The sequence below is a fragment of the Pseudomonas sp. NyZ201 genome (genome assembly GCF_049860765.1).
Taxonomy (GTDB): domain Bacteria; phylum Pseudomonadota; class Gammaproteobacteria; order Pseudomonadales; family Pseudomonadaceae; genus Aquipseudomonas; species Aquipseudomonas bharatica.
Map to the genome: position 1 here is coordinate 3,464,026 of NZ_CP187557.1, position 16,361 is coordinate 3,480,386.

At 65.3% G+C, this 16,361-nt stretch carries 14 protein-coding genes; 10 read left to right on the forward strand and 4 right to left on the reverse strand.

What is annotated here, in order from left to right; translation table 11 throughout:
- Window positions 1–131: 131 nt before the first annotated feature.
- From ACPFMA_RS15395 to ACPFMA_RS15405, 3 genes are all read left to right on the forward strand, one after another.
- The gene (locus ACPFMA_RS15395; protein WP_425928142.1) at window positions 132–1,739 is read left to right on the forward strand and encodes an IclR family transcriptional regulator domain-containing protein; all 1,608 of its coding nucleotides are present in this window, start codon (window positions 132–134) and stop codon (window positions 1,737–1,739) included.
- Window positions 1,740–1,862: 123 nt separating this feature from the next.
- Window positions 1,863–2,027 carry a hypothetical protein gene (locus tag ACPFMA_RS15400; protein WP_279898308.1) on the forward strand — a complete coding sequence of 55 codons (165 nt, stop codon included), beginning with the start codon at window positions 1,863–1,865 and terminating at the stop codon, window positions 2,025–2,027.
- Between the two features lie 4 nt (window positions 2,028–2,031).
- Window positions 2,032–2,673, forward strand: coding sequence for a helix-turn-helix domain-containing protein (locus ACPFMA_RS15405; protein WP_064304801.1), 642 nt, complete (start codon window positions 2,032–2,034; stop codon window positions 2,671–2,673).
- A 116-nt stretch (window positions 2,674–2,789) separates the two neighbouring features.
- Here the strand turns inward: ACPFMA_RS15405 and ACPFMA_RS15410 are convergent, their stop codons facing one another.
- A complete protein-coding gene (locus ACPFMA_RS15410) occupies window positions 2,790–3,272 on the reverse strand; it encodes a hypothetical protein (RefSeq protein WP_425928143.1) in 483 nt (160 codons plus the stop codon).
- Between the two features lie 348 nt (window positions 3,273–3,620).
- Here ACPFMA_RS15410 and ACPFMA_RS15415 point away from each other — a divergent pair, with 348 nt between their 5' ends.
- Window positions 3,621–4,400: an IclR family transcriptional regulator gene (locus tag ACPFMA_RS15415; protein ID WP_064304802.1), complete on the forward strand. Its 780-nt coding sequence runs from the start codon at window positions 3,621–3,623 to the stop codon at window positions 4,398–4,400.
- 160 nt (window positions 4,401–4,560) lie between these two features.
- On the opposite strand, the gene ACPFMA_RS15420 is transcribed toward ACPFMA_RS15415, so the two are convergent.
- From ACPFMA_RS15420 to ACPFMA_RS15430, 3 genes are all read right to left on the reverse strand, one after another.
- Window positions 4,561–5,016: an REP-associated tyrosine transposase gene (locus ACPFMA_RS15420; RefSeq protein ID WP_425928144.1), complete on the reverse strand. Its 456-nt coding sequence runs from the start codon at window positions 5,014–5,016 to the stop codon at window positions 4,561–4,563.
- Between the two features lie 83 nt (window positions 5,017–5,099).
- Window positions 5,100–6,581, reverse strand: a complete 1,482-nt coding sequence (locus ACPFMA_RS15425) for a class I adenylate-forming enzyme family protein (RefSeq protein ID WP_425928145.1) — start codon at window positions 6,579–6,581, stop codon at window positions 5,100–5,102.
- Window positions 6,582–6,583: 2 nt separating this feature from the next.
- Window positions 6,584–7,606: an alcohol dehydrogenase catalytic domain-containing protein gene (locus ACPFMA_RS15430; protein WP_425928146.1), complete on the reverse strand. Its 1,023-nt coding sequence runs from the start codon at window positions 7,604–7,606 to the stop codon at window positions 6,584–6,586.
- Between the two features lie 146 nt (window positions 7,607–7,752).
- Here ACPFMA_RS15430 and ACPFMA_RS15435 point away from each other — a divergent pair, with 146 nt between their 5' ends.
- From ACPFMA_RS15435 to ACPFMA_RS15460, 6 genes are all read left to right on the forward strand, one after another.
- A complete protein-coding gene (locus ACPFMA_RS15435) occupies window positions 7,753–8,454 on the forward strand; it encodes an enoyl-CoA hydratase/isomerase family protein (protein WP_064304806.1) in 702 nt (233 codons plus the stop codon).
- Window positions 8,455–8,545: 91 nt separating this feature from the next.
- Window positions 8,546–11,053, forward strand: a complete 2,508-nt coding sequence (locus ACPFMA_RS15440; RefSeq protein ID WP_064304807.1) for a TonB-dependent receptor plug domain-containing protein — start codon at window positions 8,546–8,548, stop codon at window positions 11,051–11,053.
- A 6-nt stretch (window positions 11,054–11,059) separates the two neighbouring features.
- The gene (locus tag ACPFMA_RS15445; RefSeq protein ID WP_425928147.1) at window positions 11,060–12,397 is read left to right on the forward strand and encodes an MFS transporter; all 1,338 of its coding nucleotides are present in this window, start codon (window positions 11,060–11,062) and stop codon (window positions 12,395–12,397) included.
- Between the two features lie 21 nt (window positions 12,398–12,418).
- Window positions 12,419–13,603, forward strand: a complete 1,185-nt coding sequence (locus ACPFMA_RS15450) for an acyl-CoA dehydrogenase family protein (protein WP_425928148.1) — start codon at window positions 12,419–12,421, stop codon at window positions 13,601–13,603.
- Window positions 13,604–13,612: 9 nt separating this feature from the next.
- Window positions 13,613–14,926, forward strand: coding sequence for an amidohydrolase (locus tag ACPFMA_RS15455; protein WP_425928149.1), 1,314 nt, complete (start codon window positions 13,613–13,615; stop codon window positions 14,924–14,926).
- Between the two features lie 289 nt (window positions 14,927–15,215).
- Entirely contained in the window at window positions 15,216–16,265 is a 1,050-nt protein-coding gene (locus ACPFMA_RS15460; RefSeq protein WP_064304812.1) for an NAD(P)-dependent alcohol dehydrogenase, read from the forward strand.
- Window positions 16,266–16,361 lie beyond the last annotated feature (96 nt).

Below are 16,361 nucleotides of genomic sequence, written 5' to 3' on the forward strand. Positions count from 1 at the left end.
CGTCATTCCCACCATGTGGAACAAGCGCCGGCTTCAACCCCCGTTGAGGCCGATTCTATGGGGGAAAGTCCCAGCAAAAAGGGGCAGAATCGGTGTCACAGCCGTTCCGTTCCAACTGATGGGAATAACCGATGAAACCAGGTGAAGGCACCGCCGCCCTTGAAAAGGCCCTCGACGTGCTCCAGGCCGTGGGCGCCATGCCCAGCGGTATAAGCCAGGCGCAACTGGCCGCCCAGGTGCCACTGCCGCGCACCACCCTGTACCGCATCCTCGCCACCCTGGTGGAGCGCGGGATGATCCGCCGCGATCCGACGCGCAAGGTCTACCGCCTGGGCTTCAACTACCTGGAGATGGTGCGCAATGCCTACCTGGAGCCGGACCTGGTAGCGGCGGCCAGCGAGGAACTGCGCGCCCTGCGCGACCTGACCGGGGAGACTTCGTACCTGGCGGTACTCGACGGCAACCAGGTGCTGTCCCTGGAGCGCTGTGATGGCGCCCATACCCAGCGCTCGGCGGCCAGCCTTGGCCAGGGCAAACCGGTGTACTGCACCGGCCAGGGCAAGGCGATTCTCTCGGCGCTGTCGGCCACGGCGCGGGACGAGATCCTCAAGGGCGTGGCAATGGAGCCGCTGACTCCGCTGACCATCACCGACCGCCGCCGCTTGCTGGCCGAGCTGCAGATTACCCGCGCCCGCGGCTATGCCCTCGACGACGAAGAAATCCGCCTCGGCGTGCGCTGTGTGGCAGCGCCGATCATCGACAAGCAGGGTGTGGTGCGTGGTGCGTTGAGCGTGGCCGGGCCGGCCTATCGCCTGACCCTGGAGCGCCTGACCCTGCTCGGCCCGGAGCTGGCGGAGGCGGCACGACGGGTGGGCGAGCAGTTGCGCCCGGAAACCACCCAGCGGCCGTCGGGTGCCTTGAACGTGCTGCCGGCGCCCTGGTCGTTCCATGGCGCCTTTCCGCGCTGGCATGCCGCGAGCGGCCTGCTCTACTGGGCCGACACCCTGGCCCCGGCAATCCATTGCTGGGACGGACGAACCAGCCGCCTGCTGACGCGCCTGGACATGCCGGTGCGAGCCATGGAGCTGCACCGCGACGGCTTGCTGGTGGCCCAGGCAGGGGCCTGGTCATTGGTGGATTGGGAAGGAAACGAGCATCCGATGCAGGATGTGCTGGGCAGTCGCTTGCTCGCCTTGGCCGGGCATCCGTCCGGCACCCTGTGGGCCTGTGCACGCACGGCCAGCGGTTGCCTGATCGGCGAGATGAGCAACGAGGGCGAGTTGCGTCATGGCTGGGCGCTGAGCGAGCAGGTCAGCGGTTTTCGCTGGGACGCCAGTGGCAGCGCGGTGTACGCGATCGCGCCGGAGACCGGGGCTATCCTGCGCTTGCAACCGGGCAGCACGGCGGTGCGGCGCCTGGCGTCGCTGCCTCGGGGCGGCGGTAGCCTCAGCGGGCTGGCGCTGGATGCACAGGGTGGGGTCTGGACTACCCAGCGTGATGGCTGGAGCCTGGCGCGGTTCGATGCCGAAGGGAACCTGGAGCGGATGATCGGGTTGCCGGTGCCCTGCCCTACGGACCTGTGTTTTGGCGGGGATGGGATGCGGACGCTGTTCATAACCAGTGCGCGGCAGGAATTGAAGCTGGAGGTGCTGGGGAGTGCGCCGGATTCGGGGGGTGTGTTGCAGGTGGAGACCGAGGTGGGTGGGCAGGTTGTAGGTGGGATCAACAGGTTTCCTTGACTGTCCGGGCCTCAGGAGCAACAGCAAAATGGAATTAACAAATGCAAATTCATTATTTCTGGTTCTAAGAGCAAACCAGTAGTCTCCCGCTCATGGCCCCCTGCTCCAGACAAGGAATACTCCATGAGCCACGCCGCCACCATCCTCGATTTCACCCTGCACCGCAAACGCAAGCTGGCTCAACAACAAGGTCGTCTGCTGTGGGCGATGTATGCGCAGCAGGCCGGCTTTGCCGCCAGCCCGGAGAACGTCGCCATCACCTCATCGAAAACACCGCGCCAGGCGTAATGGCATGACCACGCCCACCCGCTTTCTGATCACCTCCGACGAACCGCCTTTTGCCTTGCCCGACGCCGTCACCCAGGAAGACGACGGCATCGGCCAGCGGGTCGCCAGCAATCTCCAGCGCCTGCGCGCCAAGCGCCAACTGTCCCTCGACGCCCTGGCCCGGGCCAGCGGCGTCAGCCGGGCGATGCTGGCTCAGGTCGAATCCGGGCGCAGCGTGCCGTCGATCCGTGTGCTGTGCAAGATCGCCCGGGGCTTGAAAGTGTCGGTGGCGGCGTTTCTGGATCAGCGCGAATGCGCCGGGGTCACGGTGCTGCCGGCGCGCGACAGCAAGCGTCTGGTCAGTGCTACGGGGGCGTTCGTCAGTCGAGCGCTGTTTCCGGTGGATGTACCGCAACAGTCCGAATTCTATGAATTGCGCATCAGCCCGTTGGGCGAGGAGCACTCCGCCGGACACGGCCCGGGCGTGCGGGAGAACCTGGTAGTGGCCCAGGGTGCGCTGGAGATCAGCGTCAATGACGAGCGTTTCCTGCTGTCGACGGGCGATTCCATCGTCTTCTACGCCGACCAGCCCCACCGCTATCGCAATCCGGTGGACAGCGAAGCGGTGGCGTACCTGGTGGTGACCCATCCCGAGAGCCGGGACTGAATCAAAAGCCGTACGTCAATCCCTGTGGGAGCGGGTTTACCCGCGATTGCGATGGTGAATTCACTACTGTAATCGCGGGTGAACCCGCTCCCACAAGGTCAGTGCAAACCCGCCGATCAGCAGGTGCAGCACATCATCGGCATGCCGTTGCAGCTCATCATCATCGGCATGCTGCAGTCGTTCATCATCTTCATCATCAGCATGCAGCAGCTGTTCATCATCTCCATGCTCATGCCGGCCATCGGCATCATCTTGCAGGTCATGCCGTCGGCCATGACGGTGCACTCCATCATGCATTTCATCATCGGCATCATCATGCCGTTCATGGGCATCATCGGCATGGTCATCTGATTGCAGCCCATCAGCATCAGGTTGCCGCACTGCATCATCATCGGCATGCCGCAGTTCATCATTATCTGCATCATTTCCGCGCTGTTGCGGAACATCGCCATGTCCATGCCGGCGGCAGGCTTCATGGTGCACATCATGCCGTCGTCGACCATCTTGCAGGTCATCGTGGCCATCATCATCGGCATGCCGGTCATTGGCATCATCGGCATGGTGGCGTTCATCATCGGCATCTGCATTGCGTTCATCATGGTGAAGTCCTTGTTCAAAGTGACGAGAGGAGATGGATGCAGATTCTAGGGATCGGCGACGAGGCGGCAAGATGGCGGAAAAACAGCGGCTGGCGGTGCGACGACGGGCAAACAGGACGCTGTGGCAATTCCATCCGATGCAATGATGACGATCCGTATAACATTGCAGCCATAACCGGCATCCAGACTGGAAAAACGACGCAATGGATATCGCCAGATGATCCATGCTCATAACCGCCATGCATATTCGGTCTAAGCCGCCGTGAAATAATCGCCGGTGGCGGCTCTTCACCCGCTGGCGGATCACGGCTAACCTTGGCGACCGGTCTTTTGGAATCCCCTGTCACGATGGAAATCTCTGCCCCTCAACCTGCGGCCAACGGCAAGGACAACGCCGGCGGACGCGTCCAGGTCATCGACCGCTCGATCGTCCTCCTGCGTGCCCTCGCCAACCTCAAGCACGGCGCCAGCGCCCTGGACCTCGCACGGCAGACCGGCATCGAACGCTCCACCATCCACCGCCTGCTCAAGACCCTCACCTATTGGGGCCTGATCGAATCCCGCGGGGCCACCTACCATATCGGCCCGGAAAGCCTGATCTATTCCGCCGCCTACCTGAACCGCCTGAACCTGCGCCGCCTGGCCCTGCCCTATGCCATCGAATTGCAGCGGGTGATCGGCGAACGACCGGCGATCGTCTCGCTGTCGGTGCCGGTGGGGGACCAGGTGGTGCTGATCGAGCGCATGTGGACGCCGGCCACGCCGTTGAATGTGATCGTGGACCTGGCGGATCAGTTTCCGATCGAGGGCAGCCCCAGCGGCCGGGCGGTGCTGGCGACCTACAGCGAAGCGATGGCGCTTGGAGTGCTCGGGGAAGAGCGCTATGCCAAGGCGCTGCCAGGGTTGCAGTTGATCCATAGCCAGCAAGACTTCGCCTTCGGGCATGGGGAGTTCAAGCCGGGACTATCGTCGGTGGCGTTTCCGATCCGCGTCGCGGGCGGGCAGGCGTTGGGAGCGGTGGTGGTGGCCGGGCTGGATATGGAGGAAGAGACCCATCCGGGGTCGGCACTGGCGGCCCATGTACGGCGGGCTTGCGAGGGGATTGCGGCGCAGCTTGGGAATCCGTAACGGGTCGTATGGTCTTGGGTTGTTGCCGCTGGCCCCATCGCCGGCAACGCCGGCTCCCACAGGGTTCCTGGTCGTTCACAAAATCCCCGCCAGACGCTAAACCTGTGGGAGCCGGCGTTGCCGGCGATGAGGCCATCAGCTACACCACACAACCCGGAAATCACAACCAGATCGCATCCCAATGCGGATAATCCCCAGCCTTCGACACCAACCCGGCACGCACCGGATTTGCAACGATGTACCGCGCCACCGCAACCACATCATCCTCCCGGCGCAAGGCACGGTCATGAAAACCCTGCTGCCACGGACGCCCCTGCCTGCCATAAGCCTTGTTGATCAAACAGGTACTTCGGCATTTCACCCGGCGCATCAAGGTTGTCAACGAAACCTGATCCAGCTCTATCAACCAATGCAAGTGGTCAGGCATGACGACCCACGCCAGTGATCGGACCATCCCGGTCCGCTCGGCATGGCGCAACTGCTCGACCATCAACCTGGCCACCGCAAAATCGCTAAATACAGGTTCACGCCCATCCACAGTCGTGGTGAGCAAATACAACTGCCCGGGAATCGAAACCCGTCCCCGGCGCAGTCGGTTGGAAGCTGGACTGTCCATGTCACTCTCCTTGCGAAATGAATCCTCAAGGTAGAAACAACAGTCCAGGAATGACCAGAAGCATGGCAACAAGGTATTTCGACCTAGGCCCCCAGCACCGCCAACAACCGGTTGCGCTGCACCTTCCCATAATGCGAACGCGGCAGTTCCTCGATGAAGTGCACCTGCCTCGGCACCTTGTAGCGAGATAGCAAACCGCGACAGTGCTCCAGAAGCTCCTCCACCGTCACCACCGCGCCAGGCTCCAGGACCAGGGCCGCACACACCTGCTCCCCCCACTCCAGGTCCGCCCTGCCGAATACATGGGCCTCGCGCACCGCGGCATGGCCGAGCAACGCCTGCTCCACCTCCCCCGGCTGCACCGATTTACCGCCGCTGCGGATGATGTCCTTGCAGCGCCCGAGCACTTCCAGCAGCCCGTCAGCGCGGATTCGTCCCAGGTCGCCACTGCGCAACCAGCCGTCTACCAGCACCTCACCGGTAAGACCCGGCTGCTGCCAGTATCCCGCCATCAACTGCGGACCGGCCAGCAGGATCTCGCCCATACCGCGCTCATCCACCCGGTCGATCCTGACCGCCGCCGAGAACAGCGAACGCCCGACCACGCCTTCGGCGCTTTCGCCGGACGCACGCAGCGCAACCATTTGCGCCGCGGACAGGTAGCAGCTCCAGGGGGCTTCGGTCATGCCGTAGAGCACCGCGATGCGCCCGGCGAACAGGCTGAACGCCCCCTCAAGTACCTCGCCGGTCAAGGCCGCCGCGCCAATGTCCAGGCTCTTGAACCAAGGCAGCTCCGCCGGCGCGTTGCCGCTCTCACGCAACAACCGCAGCAACTGGGTCGGCACCAGCGAACTGAACGCCACCCGATACTCGCGCAGCGAATCCAGGAACTGCTTGCTGTCGAAGCGACCACCCAGCACCACCTCGCCACCCGCAAGCAGATGCGCCAGTACCGCCACCGCCGCGATCGGCCACAGCGGCCGCACATTCAGCAGGACATCCCCCGGCAGCGCACCACGGCCCATGACCACGTTCTGCAACACCGCGCAGAGGCTGGCATGCCGGTGCATCACCGCCTTGGGCACACCGGTGGTGCCGCCGGTGTAGTTGAGCGAGGCCAGGGACTGCGCCGGCTGCGCAGCGCGGACAGGCAAGGGTGATGCGCAACCGACCGTCAGCGAAGCCAGGTGCCGACACTCGACGCCCTCCCCGCGCAACGCCTCGGCCACCTCCGCATACGCCGAGGAAAACAGCAGCAATGCAGCCCCGGCATCGCGCAACTGGGCCAGCAACTCGCCCTGGGACAGGGCCGGGTCCAGCGGCACCCGCACGCGCCCGTTAGCCATGCAGCCATAATCGGCGATCAGGTAATCGACACTGGCATCGGCCAGCAGCGCCACCCGCGCCCCTGGCTCGATACCCAGGTCGTCCAGGGCCAGGCCGAACGCCGTCAGCGCCTGGTCCAGCTGCGCGAAGGACAGGCGTCGCCCGGTAGCCGGCTCGTGCAGCGCCGACGCCTCCGGCCATTTGCCTGCGGCCTGGCCCAGCAGGGTACTGATATCCATGCTCACCACCCGCTCAGGACGATGCGTCCATTGACCTGCCGCGATTCCAGCAGCGCATGGGCCTCACCCGCCTGCGGGAAGGGCATGACCCGGTCGATCAATGGCCGCACCTGCCCGCCATGGATCAGCGCCAATGCCGTGCGCAACTGCTCCAGGGTCGCACTGCCCGAGCCTTGCAGCCTCAACCTGCGCCCGATCAACAGACCGGGATTCACCGGTACGCTGCCCGGCTCGACATTGCCCAGCACCACCACGCGACCGCCCAGGGTCATGCTGCGCAGGGTGTCTTCCAGCGTGTGCCCGAGGTTTTCCATGGCCACATCGACGCCGCGCTTGCCAGTCAGCTTCCACACCTCGGCGCTATAGCCGCCGGCAGAAACCACGACCTCATGGGCCCCCAGCTGGTGCAGGAACTCACGCTTGGCCTCGCTCCCGGTCACCGCGATCACCCGCGCCCCCAGGGCCCGGGCCAGCTGGATCTGATGCGCCCCCAGACCGCCACTGGCGCCAGTGATCAGCACCGTCTCGCCGGGCTGCAATCCGGCTTCCCCATACAGCGCGCGAACGCTGGTAGCGATCGGGCAGGACGCCAGCGCGGCGAGCGCGTAGTCCAGCCCTTCGGGCAATTCGACCGCGGAAATCGCCGGGATCCGCAGGTATTCGGCGTAGGCGCCCTCGGTATCCACCGACGGCAGGCCCAGGGCCCGGCACAGGTCCTGACGCCCGCGCAGGCAGTCGCGGCATTGCCCACAGAAACGTCGTTGATAGACCACCACCCGCGAGCCGACCTTGAGCTGCAACACGCCGGCGCCAACCTCGACCACCTCCCCGGCCACTTCATGCCCCAGCACCACCCCGGTATGGGCCCCGGGCAGTTGCCCGGCGCGGTGCAGCAGATCGTGGTGGCAGACTCCGGCGGCGTGCACCCGCACCAGCACTTCTCCCGGCCCGGCCTGTGGCGTCGGAACCTCTTCGAGTTGCAACTGTTCCGGCCCGCCGAAGGCCTTAAGTACTATCGCTTTCATTTTTTATAACCATTTGAGAGGAACACAAAACATGTTCGTATAACAAACATGTTGTTTGCATTATGAACATACATTAAGTTTTCCCCACTTCGACGCGATGCCGCAAGAGGCAAAACGTCTTTCTTTCACCCGCAGCGAAAATCGTAATGACAGTCGACTACCAACCCCTTGGCGATGGCGTGGTGCAGATCACCCTGAACCGCCCCGAGCGCCTGAATGCCCTGGATGGCCAGGCCAAGCGCGAACTGGCCGAGGCCTGGGCACGTGCCGCCGCAGACCAACAGGCGCGGGCCATCGTCCTGCGCGGCGCCGGCGACAAGGCCTTCTGCGCCGGCTCCGACCTCAAGGAAATCCAGGCCACCGGCGAAGCCGTGGCCAGCGCCCTGCTCGCCCGCGCCCTGCCCGATGTCGGCCTGGACCTGAACAAACCGGTAGTTGCCGCCTTGCACGGCCACACCCTGGGCCTGGGCATCAGCCTGGCGATCCACTGCGATTTCCGCATCGCCCGCCCGGACACCCGTTTCAGCTTCCCGGAAGTGCGCCACGGCATGCTCTCCGGATTCAGCGCGATCACCCTGCCCAGCCTGATCGGCGAGGCGGCGGCCCTGGACATCATGCTCAGTGCCCGCAGCTTCGATGCCGAAGAGGCCCTGGCCCTGGGCCTGATCAACCGTATTGCACAGGACCCGCACAGCGCCGCCATCGAACTGGCGACACAACTGGCCGGACATTCGGCCAAGGCCATGGAATGGAGCAAGACCCTGCTGCTGGCCGACCGCAAGCGTCGCCTGCAACAACACATGGCGCTGGTCGACCAGGCCCGACAGGACGTCATGCTGTACCGATAACCAAAAGCCCAACACTTAAAAGCCTCGCCAGTACTGTCAGGAACACCCACCACCAGGAATGGACAGCGGCCCCCGATCCCGGAGCCTCACCATGTCTCGCCCCATTCTTTTCCAGCCCAGGCTCAACCTGCTGACCGCAGGCATCCTCGGCTTGTGCGTCGCGCCCCTGGCCAGCGCCGCCGATACCAGCAGCACCGACACCGCCCTGCAGACCGTGGTAGTCACCGGTGCCCGCGACAGCGGTCGCACCGTGGCCAAGAGCCTGGCGCCGATCGACGTGATCAGCGCCGACGACCTGGCCCGTTCCGGCAAGCAGAACCTGCGCGACGCCCTGGCCGCCAGCGTACCGTCCTATACCAATGCCGCAGGTTTTACCGGCGGTACCGGGCTGTCGGTGAAGTCCGCGACCCTGCGCGGCCTGGGCGGTAACCATGTGCTGGTGCTGGTCAACGGCAAGCGCCGGCACAACACGTCGCTGATCTTCGTGCAGACCGCCGCCAGTTCCAGCGGCCAGTCGCCGGCCGACCTCGACCTGATCCCGATCAGCGCGGTGGACCATGTGGAAGTCCTGCGCGATGGCGCCGCCGCGCAATACGGCTCGGACGCCATCGCCGGGGTGATCAACATCATCCTCAAGAGCAACAAGTCCGGTGGCAGCGCCAGTGCGTTGTATGGCCAGTACGAGAACCGCATCGGCGGCAAGGGCAACTTCGGTGCCCGCGGCCAGGGCCAGATCAACCAGGGCTTCGAGCTGCCCAATGACGGCTTCTTCAGCCTCAGTGCCGATATCGGCATCCAGGAGAGCTCCAACGTCGCCGGCGCCGTGCCGGAGCGCACGCGCATCTATTTCCCGGTCAATGGTGCCGCCGACCCGCGCGAAAACGGCGAAAGCCGCTACCGCCAGCAACTCGGCCAGCCGCGCTCGCAGACCTACAACTTCGGCTACAACGCCGAGTTGCCGCTGAACGACCAGGTCAGCCTGTATTCCTTCTCTACCCTCAGCCACCGCAACTCCACCAGCTGGGGCACCTACCGCACCGCCAACTCGCCGCAGAACATCGTCTCGGTGTACCCGGACGGCTTCTCGCCGCGTTTCGTAGTGGAAGAGGACGACTTCCAGACGGTGATCGGCCTGCGCAACGAGGACGTGCTGGGCTGGAAGCTGGACCTAAGCACCAGCTACGGCTACAACGACGCCAACACCCGCAACGAGAAGTCGCTGAACCCGTCCCTCGGCCCGGACAGCCCGCGCAACATGGACGGCGGCCATCTGATCGCCAGCCAGTGGACCAACAACCTCGACCTGACCCGCGCCTTCGACACCGGGCTGTTCGCCAAGCCGCTGAACGTTTCCACCGGCCTGGAGTTCCGCCGCGACGGGTTCGAGATCGAGGACGGCGAATACGCGTCCTACGCCGATGGCGGCTACGTGTTCCCGGCCGGCCACCCGCTCGCCGGCCAGCGCCCGAACCCTGGCGCACCGGGCCTGGTCGGCTTCACCCCGGCCGACGCGCACAACTATTCGCGGACCAACACCGCCGGCTACATCGACCTGAGCCAGAGCCTCACCGAGCAGTGGGACGTCAGCCTGGCCGGGCGCTTCGAGCACTACAGCGACTTCGGCGACACCGCCAGCGGCAAGTTCTCCACGCGCTATGCCTTCACTCCGCAGTTCGCCGTGCGCGGCACCATCAGCAACGGCTTCCGCGCGCCGTCGCTGCAACAGCAGTACTACTCGTCATCGCTGACTGCCTGGCGTACCAGCCCGCTGACCGGGGTACTGGAACAGGCCACCACCCGCTACGTGACCGTGGACGACGCGGCCGGCCGCGCCCTGGGTGCCAAGGACCTGAAGCCGGAAAAATCCATGAACTACAGCCTCGGCTTCGTCGCCACGCCGACCGAGAACCTGGATATCACCGTCGACCTGTACCAGATCGATATCAAGGACCGCATCCTGCAGACCAGCAACCTGCAAGGCACCGCCGTATCCAACATCCTCGCCGCCAATGGCCTGGACCCGAACCAGATCGTCTCCTACTTCGGCAACCTGGCCGACACCCGCACCCGCGGCATCGACCTGGTCGCCGACTACCGCTACGACCTCGGCGAATACGGCAAGACCAAGTGGACCCTGCTGAGCAACCAGAGCCTGCAGACCATCGAGAAGATCAAGGAACCCGATGCCCTTGCCGGCACCGGCGTGACCGCCGTCGGCCGCGACCGCCAGGGCAACCTGACCAGTGCCTATCCGAAGAACGTCACCTCGCTGACCGCTGCCTGGCAACTGGGCGACTTCGACGTCACCCTCAAGGGCACGCGCTATTCCAAGGTCACCGGGCGCAACCAGATCTCCGCCAGTCGCGACGAGGAAATCCGCCCGGCGTTCATCACCGACCTGAGCCTGGGCTACTGGCTGAGCGACTCGGTGAAGGTGACCGTCGGCGGGGAAAACATCTTCGACCGCCGGCCACAGCAACTGAACGCCGAAGCCAAGCGCTACTACTACTTCCCCACCGACGACCCGACCTACAGCTGGTACTCGCCGTACGGCCTGGAAGGCGCGTACTTCTTCGGCAAAGTCGACGTGAGCTGGTAACCCGCGATGAACAGCCTGTCCGCAACCACCGACGCCGCGCCTGCGGCGTCGGCACCGAGCTTCGACCAGCGCCTGTACCGCAAGCTGGCCTGGCGCATCATGCCGTTCCTGTTCCTGTGCTTCGTGCTCAACTGGCTGGACCGGGTCAACATCAGCTTCGCCCACTTGCAGTTCAAGGCCGACCTGAACATCAGCGACGCCACCTTCGGCATCATCGTCGGGGTGTTTTCCATCGGCTACCTGCTGTTCGAGATCCCCAGCAACCTGCTGCTGGAGAAGTTCGGGGCGAAGAAGACCATGACCCGGATCATGATCCTCTGGGGCCTGGTCACCATCGCCACCGCCTTCGCCCAGACCCCGGCGCAGTTCTATGTGCTGCGGGTGCTGCTGGGGGCGGCCGAGGCCGGATTCTTCCCCGGGGTGATCCTGTACCTGACCTACTGGTTCCCGGCGGCCTATCGGGCGCGGATCACCTCGCGCTTCATCATGGCCATCGCCGTCTGCGGCATCGTCGGCGGCCCCTTGTCCACCTGGATCATGAGCCACTTCGGCGGCCTGGGCGGCTTCAGTGGCTGGCAATGGCTGTTCGTGGTCACCGGCATCCCGCCGGTGCTGGCCGGCCTGTTCGCCTGGTATTGGCTGGACGACAAGCCGGCCAAGGCCAAATGGCTGAGCGACGTCGAGAAGCAGACCATCGAGCAGGCCCTGGCGGATGAGAAGAGCAAACGCAAGCCCGGCGGCCACCAGCGCTTCGTCGAGGCGCTGATGGACCGCAAGGTGTGGTTCATCACCCTGGCCTATTGCCTGACCATCATGTGCACCGGCAACGTCACCAACATCTGGGCGCCGTCGATCATCCGCGATTCCGGGGTGAGCAACCTCGGCCAGCTCGGTCTGTTCTCGGCCCTGCCCTATGTGGTCGGGGTCGGCGTGATGCTCTGGGCCTGCCGCCACTCCGACCTGCGCCAGGAACGCCGTTGGCATTTCGCCCTGGGCGGCCTCACCGCCGCGCTGGCCATGACCCTGCTGCCGAACCTGATCGCCGGGCCCTGGTCGGCCATCGCCCTGCTGACCCTGATGACCAGCGGTTACCTGGTGGCCACGGCGGTGTTCTGGACCATTCCCACCTACTACCTCTCCGACCGTGCCCGGGCCGCCGGCCTGGCGCTGGTCAACTGCTGCGGACAGATCAGCAGCCTGCTGACGCCGATCATGATCGGCAGCATCAAGACCAACACGGGCGATATCAGCCTGGCGCTGTACATCGTCGCGGGGCTTGTCACCTGCGGCACCCTGATCCTTTTGCTCGGCGTTCCGCGCCAGGCCTTGCGCGATGCATCCTGATCCCTTTTTCGAGACATGCCCATGACCGATTACCTGGCACTGGCCAATGAACTGGCCACCCATATCCAACCTGGCGCCGCCGAGCGCGATGCGCGGCGCATCCTGCCCCATGAGCAACTGGACCTGATCCGTCAATCCGGCCTCGGAGCCGCCCGTGTTCCCGTCGAACTGGGCGGTGGCGATGTCAGCCAGCTCGACGTGGCACGGATCTTCATCACCCTGGCCAAGGCCGACCCGAGCGTGGCCCAGGCGTTGTTTCCGCATTTCGCCACGGTGGAACACCTGCGCCTGATCGCCGACGCAGACCAGCAGCGTCGCTACCTGGGCGCTTTCGCCGAACGCCGGTTGTCCTCCGGCGCGATTGCCGAGCGCAGCGGCAAGTTCCGCGGCGAAATCCACACGCGCCTGGAGCGCGATGGCGAGCGCCTGGTGCTCAACGGCAGCAAGTTCTACAGCACCGGCTGCCTGTTCGCCGACCTGCTGAAGATCCAGGCGGTGGACGAGGCCGGTGACGCGGTGTACGTCATGCTCCCGGCCGATACCCCGGGCATCACCCTGCTCGACGACTGGGACGGCATGGGCCAGCGGGTCACCGCCAGCGGCACCACCCTGCTCAAGGATGTGCCGGTGCTGCCCGAGCAGGTCATTCCACTGGCCAGGTGGTACCAGCGACGCAACTACATCGGTGCCAGCGCCCAGTTGATCCACTGCGCCATCGATATCGGCATCGGCCTGGCGGCACTGGACGATGCGGTGGAGTGGTCACGCACGGGGGCGCGGCCGGTGCGCGAAAGCGGCGTCGACCAGGCGCGCAACGACCCGTACATCCTGCATACCGTGGGCGATCTTTCCGCTGCGATCCATGGCGCCGAGGCGCTGGTGGAAAAGGCCGCGCTGAGCGTCGACCTGGCTGCCCGCACCCAGTTGCAGGGCGCTCTCGAAGGTGAGGAACTGGACGCCCTGCTCGCCCGTTCCTCCATCGCCGTGGCCGAAGCCAAGATCGCCTCGACCCGCGCCGCCCTGCATGTCTGCGAGCGGCTCTACGAAGTCGGCGGCGCCGCCACCACGCAGTCGCGCTACAACTTCGACCGCCACTGGCGCAACGCCCGTACCCATACCACCCACGACGCGGTGGCCTACAAGTACAAGGCCATCGGCGACTACCTGGTGAACGGCAACTATCCGCCGATCGCCTTTACCTACTGAGGAGCCGGGATGCTGCCGTTTCGTCTTGCGGGGATCGCATTGTTACTGGTGTCAGGGGCCGTTGCCGCCGAGGATTGGGGCGACCTGGATGCACGGATCGCCAAGGCCCTGCCCGGGGTGATCGAGCTCCGCCACCAGATCCATCAGCACCCTGAACTGGGCAACCGCGAAGTGCAGACCGCCGAGCGTATTGCCCGGCGCCTGCGCGAGCTGGGGCTGGAGGTACAGACCGGGGTAGCCCATACCGGCGTGGTCGGCATCCTGCGCGGTGGCAAGCCGGGGCCGGTGGTGGCGATCCGCGCCGAACTGGATGCCCTGCCGCTGACCGAGCAGACCGGCCTGCCCTACGCCTCCAGCGTGCGGGCCAAGGACGAAGGTGGCGATTTCCGCACCCGGGGCAAGGAGGTCGGGGTGATGCATGCCTGCGGGCATGACGCCCATATGGCCATGGCCCTGGGCGTGGCCGAGGTGCTGGCTGCGCGGCGCGACGAATTGCCGGGCACGTTGAAGCTGATCTTCCAGCCTGCCGAGGAAGGCCCGCCACTGGGCGAATCCGGTGGGGCGAAGCAGATGATCGAAGAAGGCGTGCTGCAAAACCCGGCGCCGGCAGTGATTTTCGGGATCCATGTCACGGCTGGCGCCTCCGGTGGTTTCACCCTGAGTCGCACCCGCACAACGGCGGCGGCGGACACCTTCGTCGCCCGGATCAAGGGCCGCCAGACCCATGCTGCCTTCCCCTGGACCGGCATCGACCCGGTGCCGGTGGCGGCGCAGACGATCCTGGCCTGGCAGACCATTCCCAGCCGCCAATCGAACCTCAGCGTGTTGCCGGCGCCGGTGATTTCCGTGGGCCGGATCGAAGCCGGCGACCGGCATAACATCATCCCTGCCGAAGTGCGCCTGGAAGGCTCGGTCAGGACGGTCAGCGACGAGCAGCGCGAGGATGTGCTGCAGCGCATGCGCCGCACGGCGGAAAAGATCGCCGAGGCCTCGGGGGCCAGTGCCGAGGTGGACTACCTGCCCGGCAACTACCGCGCCGGCTACAACGACACGGCGCTGGTGGACCGGCTGTTGCCGGTGCTGGAAAGCGTCTCGACAGTGCCGGTCAAGGTGGATAGCGGCACCTACGGCGCAGACGATTTCGCCGAATATGCGCGGCAGATCCCCGGGATCTTCATGCGCATGGGGGTAACGCCGAAGGCACTGGCGGACAAGCCGGTATGGCCGACCCATTCGCCGGGGTTCCAGGTGGATGACGGGGCGTTGGCGGTGGGGATCCGGGCACTGGCCAGGATGACCCTGAGTTATATGCAGGAGCATTGATGGTGTGCTTGAGGGCCTCATCGCTGGCAAGCCAGCTCCCACAGGTCCGGCGGTGTACGCGATCACTGTGGGAGCTGGCTTGCCAGCGATGAGGCCCTCAAGGTCTAGACTCAACCAGCCACCCTACCCAGGAGCTGCCGTGATGCCCCCCGAAAAGCACCATCTCCCACCGTGTCCGGATCGAGGCGGCGCTGAAGGATTAGGCAAGAACCCGGTCGGATCGGGTTACCGGCTGCGCCCGGCGCCCCCTGAAGATGAAACCGTCACTTACCCTACCGAGGAGTTGCGCATGCAAGTCATCGCCTATGGCGCCCATTCCGGCCACCAGCCGCTGGAGCCGCTGACCATCACCCGCCGCGACGTCGGCGCCCACGACGTGCGTATCGAAATCGCCTACTGCGGCATCTGCCACTCCGACCTGCACCAGGTGCGCTCGGAGTGGGACGGTACCCGCTACCCCTGCGTGCCCGGCCATGAGATCGTCGGCCGGGTCGCCGCCGTCGGGGGGCATGTCAGCGGCTTCAAGGTCGGCGACCTGGTGGGCGTCGGTTGCATCGTCGATAGCTGCAAGCAGTGCGCCGACTGCGACGAAGGCCTCGAGAACTACTGCGACGGCATGATCGGCACCTACAACTTCCCGACGCCGGATGCCCCGGGCTGGACCCTGGGCGGGTATTCCGAACAGATCGTCGTGCACGAGCGCTATGTCCTGCGCATCCGTCACCCCGAAGAGCAACTGGCCGCCGTCGCGCCGCTGCTCTGTGCCGGCATTACCACCTACTCGCCGCTGCGCACCTGGGGTGCCGGGCCGGGCAAGAAGGTGGGTGTGGTCGGCATCGGCGGCCTGGGGCATATGGGCATCAAGCTGGCCCATGCCATGGGCGCCCATGTGGTGGCCTTCACCACCTCGGAATCCAAGCGCGAAGCGGCGCTGGAGCTGGGTGCGGATGAAGTGGTGGTGTCGCGCAACCGGGCGGAAATGGCGGCGCACAGCAAATCCTTCGACCTGATCCTCAACACCGTCGCCGCGCCCCATGACCTGGATGCCTTCCTGGTCCTGCTCAAGCGCGACGGCACCCTGACCCTGGTCGGCGCCCCGGCCACCAACCACCCGTCACCGAACGTGTTCAACCTGATCTTCAAGCGCCGCAGCATCGCCGGCTCGATGATCGGCGGGATCCCGGAAACCCAGGAAATGCTGGACTTCTGCGCCGAGCACGGGATTGTCTCGGATATCGAGCTGATTCGGGCTGAGCAGATCAACGAGAGCTACGAGCGGATGTTGAAGGGGGATGTGAAGTACCGGTTCGTGATCGATAACGGGACGCTGGCTGGCTGATCGGCGCAGGTCTTCAGGGTCAATCGCCGGCAACGCCGGCTCCCACAGGGTTTTGAGTCACTCTGGAGTCAGTGTCCGCCGCGGACTCTGTGGGAG

What these genes read in the sequence shown, in the direction of transcription:
- ACPFMA_RS15395 (WP_425928142.1), top strand. Translation starts at nt 132, where the DNA reads ATGAAACCAGGTGAAGGCACCGCCGCCCTTGAAAAGGCCCTCGACGTG.
- ACPFMA_RS15400 (WP_279898308.1), top strand. Translation starts at nt 1,863, where the DNA reads ATGAGCCACGCCGCCACCATCCTCGATTTCACCCTGCACCGCAAACGC.
- ACPFMA_RS15405 (WP_064304801.1), top strand. Translation starts at nt 2,032, where the DNA reads ATGACCACGCCCACCCGCTTTCTGATCACCTCCGACGAACCGCCTTTT.
- ACPFMA_RS15410 (WP_425928143.1), bottom strand. Translation starts at nt 3,272, where the DNA reads ATGATGAACGCAATGCAGATGCCGATGATGAACGCCACCATGCCGATG.
- ACPFMA_RS15415 (WP_064304802.1), top strand. Translation starts at nt 3,621, where the DNA reads ATGGAAATCTCTGCCCCTCAACCTGCGGCCAACGGCAAGGACAACGCC.
- ACPFMA_RS15420 (WP_425928144.1), bottom strand. Translation starts at nt 5,016, where the DNA reads ATGGACAGTCCAGCTTCCAACCGACTGCGCCGGGGACGGGTTTCGATT.
- ACPFMA_RS15425 (WP_425928145.1), bottom strand. Translation starts at nt 6,581, where the DNA reads ATGGATATCAGTACCCTGCTGGGCCAGGCCGCAGGCAAATGGCCGGAG.
- ACPFMA_RS15430 (WP_425928146.1), bottom strand. Translation starts at nt 7,606, where the DNA reads ATGAAAGCGATAGTACTTAAGGCCTTCGGCGGGCCGGAACAGTTGCAA.
- ACPFMA_RS15435 (WP_064304806.1), top strand. Translation starts at nt 7,753, where the DNA reads ATGACAGTCGACTACCAACCCCTTGGCGATGGCGTGGTGCAGATCACC.
- ACPFMA_RS15440 (WP_064304807.1), top strand. Translation starts at nt 8,546, where the DNA reads ATGTCTCGCCCCATTCTTTTCCAGCCCAGGCTCAACCTGCTGACCGCA.
- ACPFMA_RS15445 (WP_425928147.1), top strand. Translation starts at nt 11,060, where the DNA reads ATGAACAGCCTGTCCGCAACCACCGACGCCGCGCCTGCGGCGTCGGCA.
- ACPFMA_RS15450 (WP_425928148.1), top strand. Translation starts at nt 12,419, where the DNA reads ATGACCGATTACCTGGCACTGGCCAATGAACTGGCCACCCATATCCAA.
- ACPFMA_RS15455 (WP_425928149.1), top strand. Translation starts at nt 13,613, where the DNA reads ATGCTGCCGTTTCGTCTTGCGGGGATCGCATTGTTACTGGTGTCAGGG.
- ACPFMA_RS15460 (WP_064304812.1), top strand. Translation starts at nt 15,216, where the DNA reads ATGCAAGTCATCGCCTATGGCGCCCATTCCGGCCACCAGCCGCTGGAG.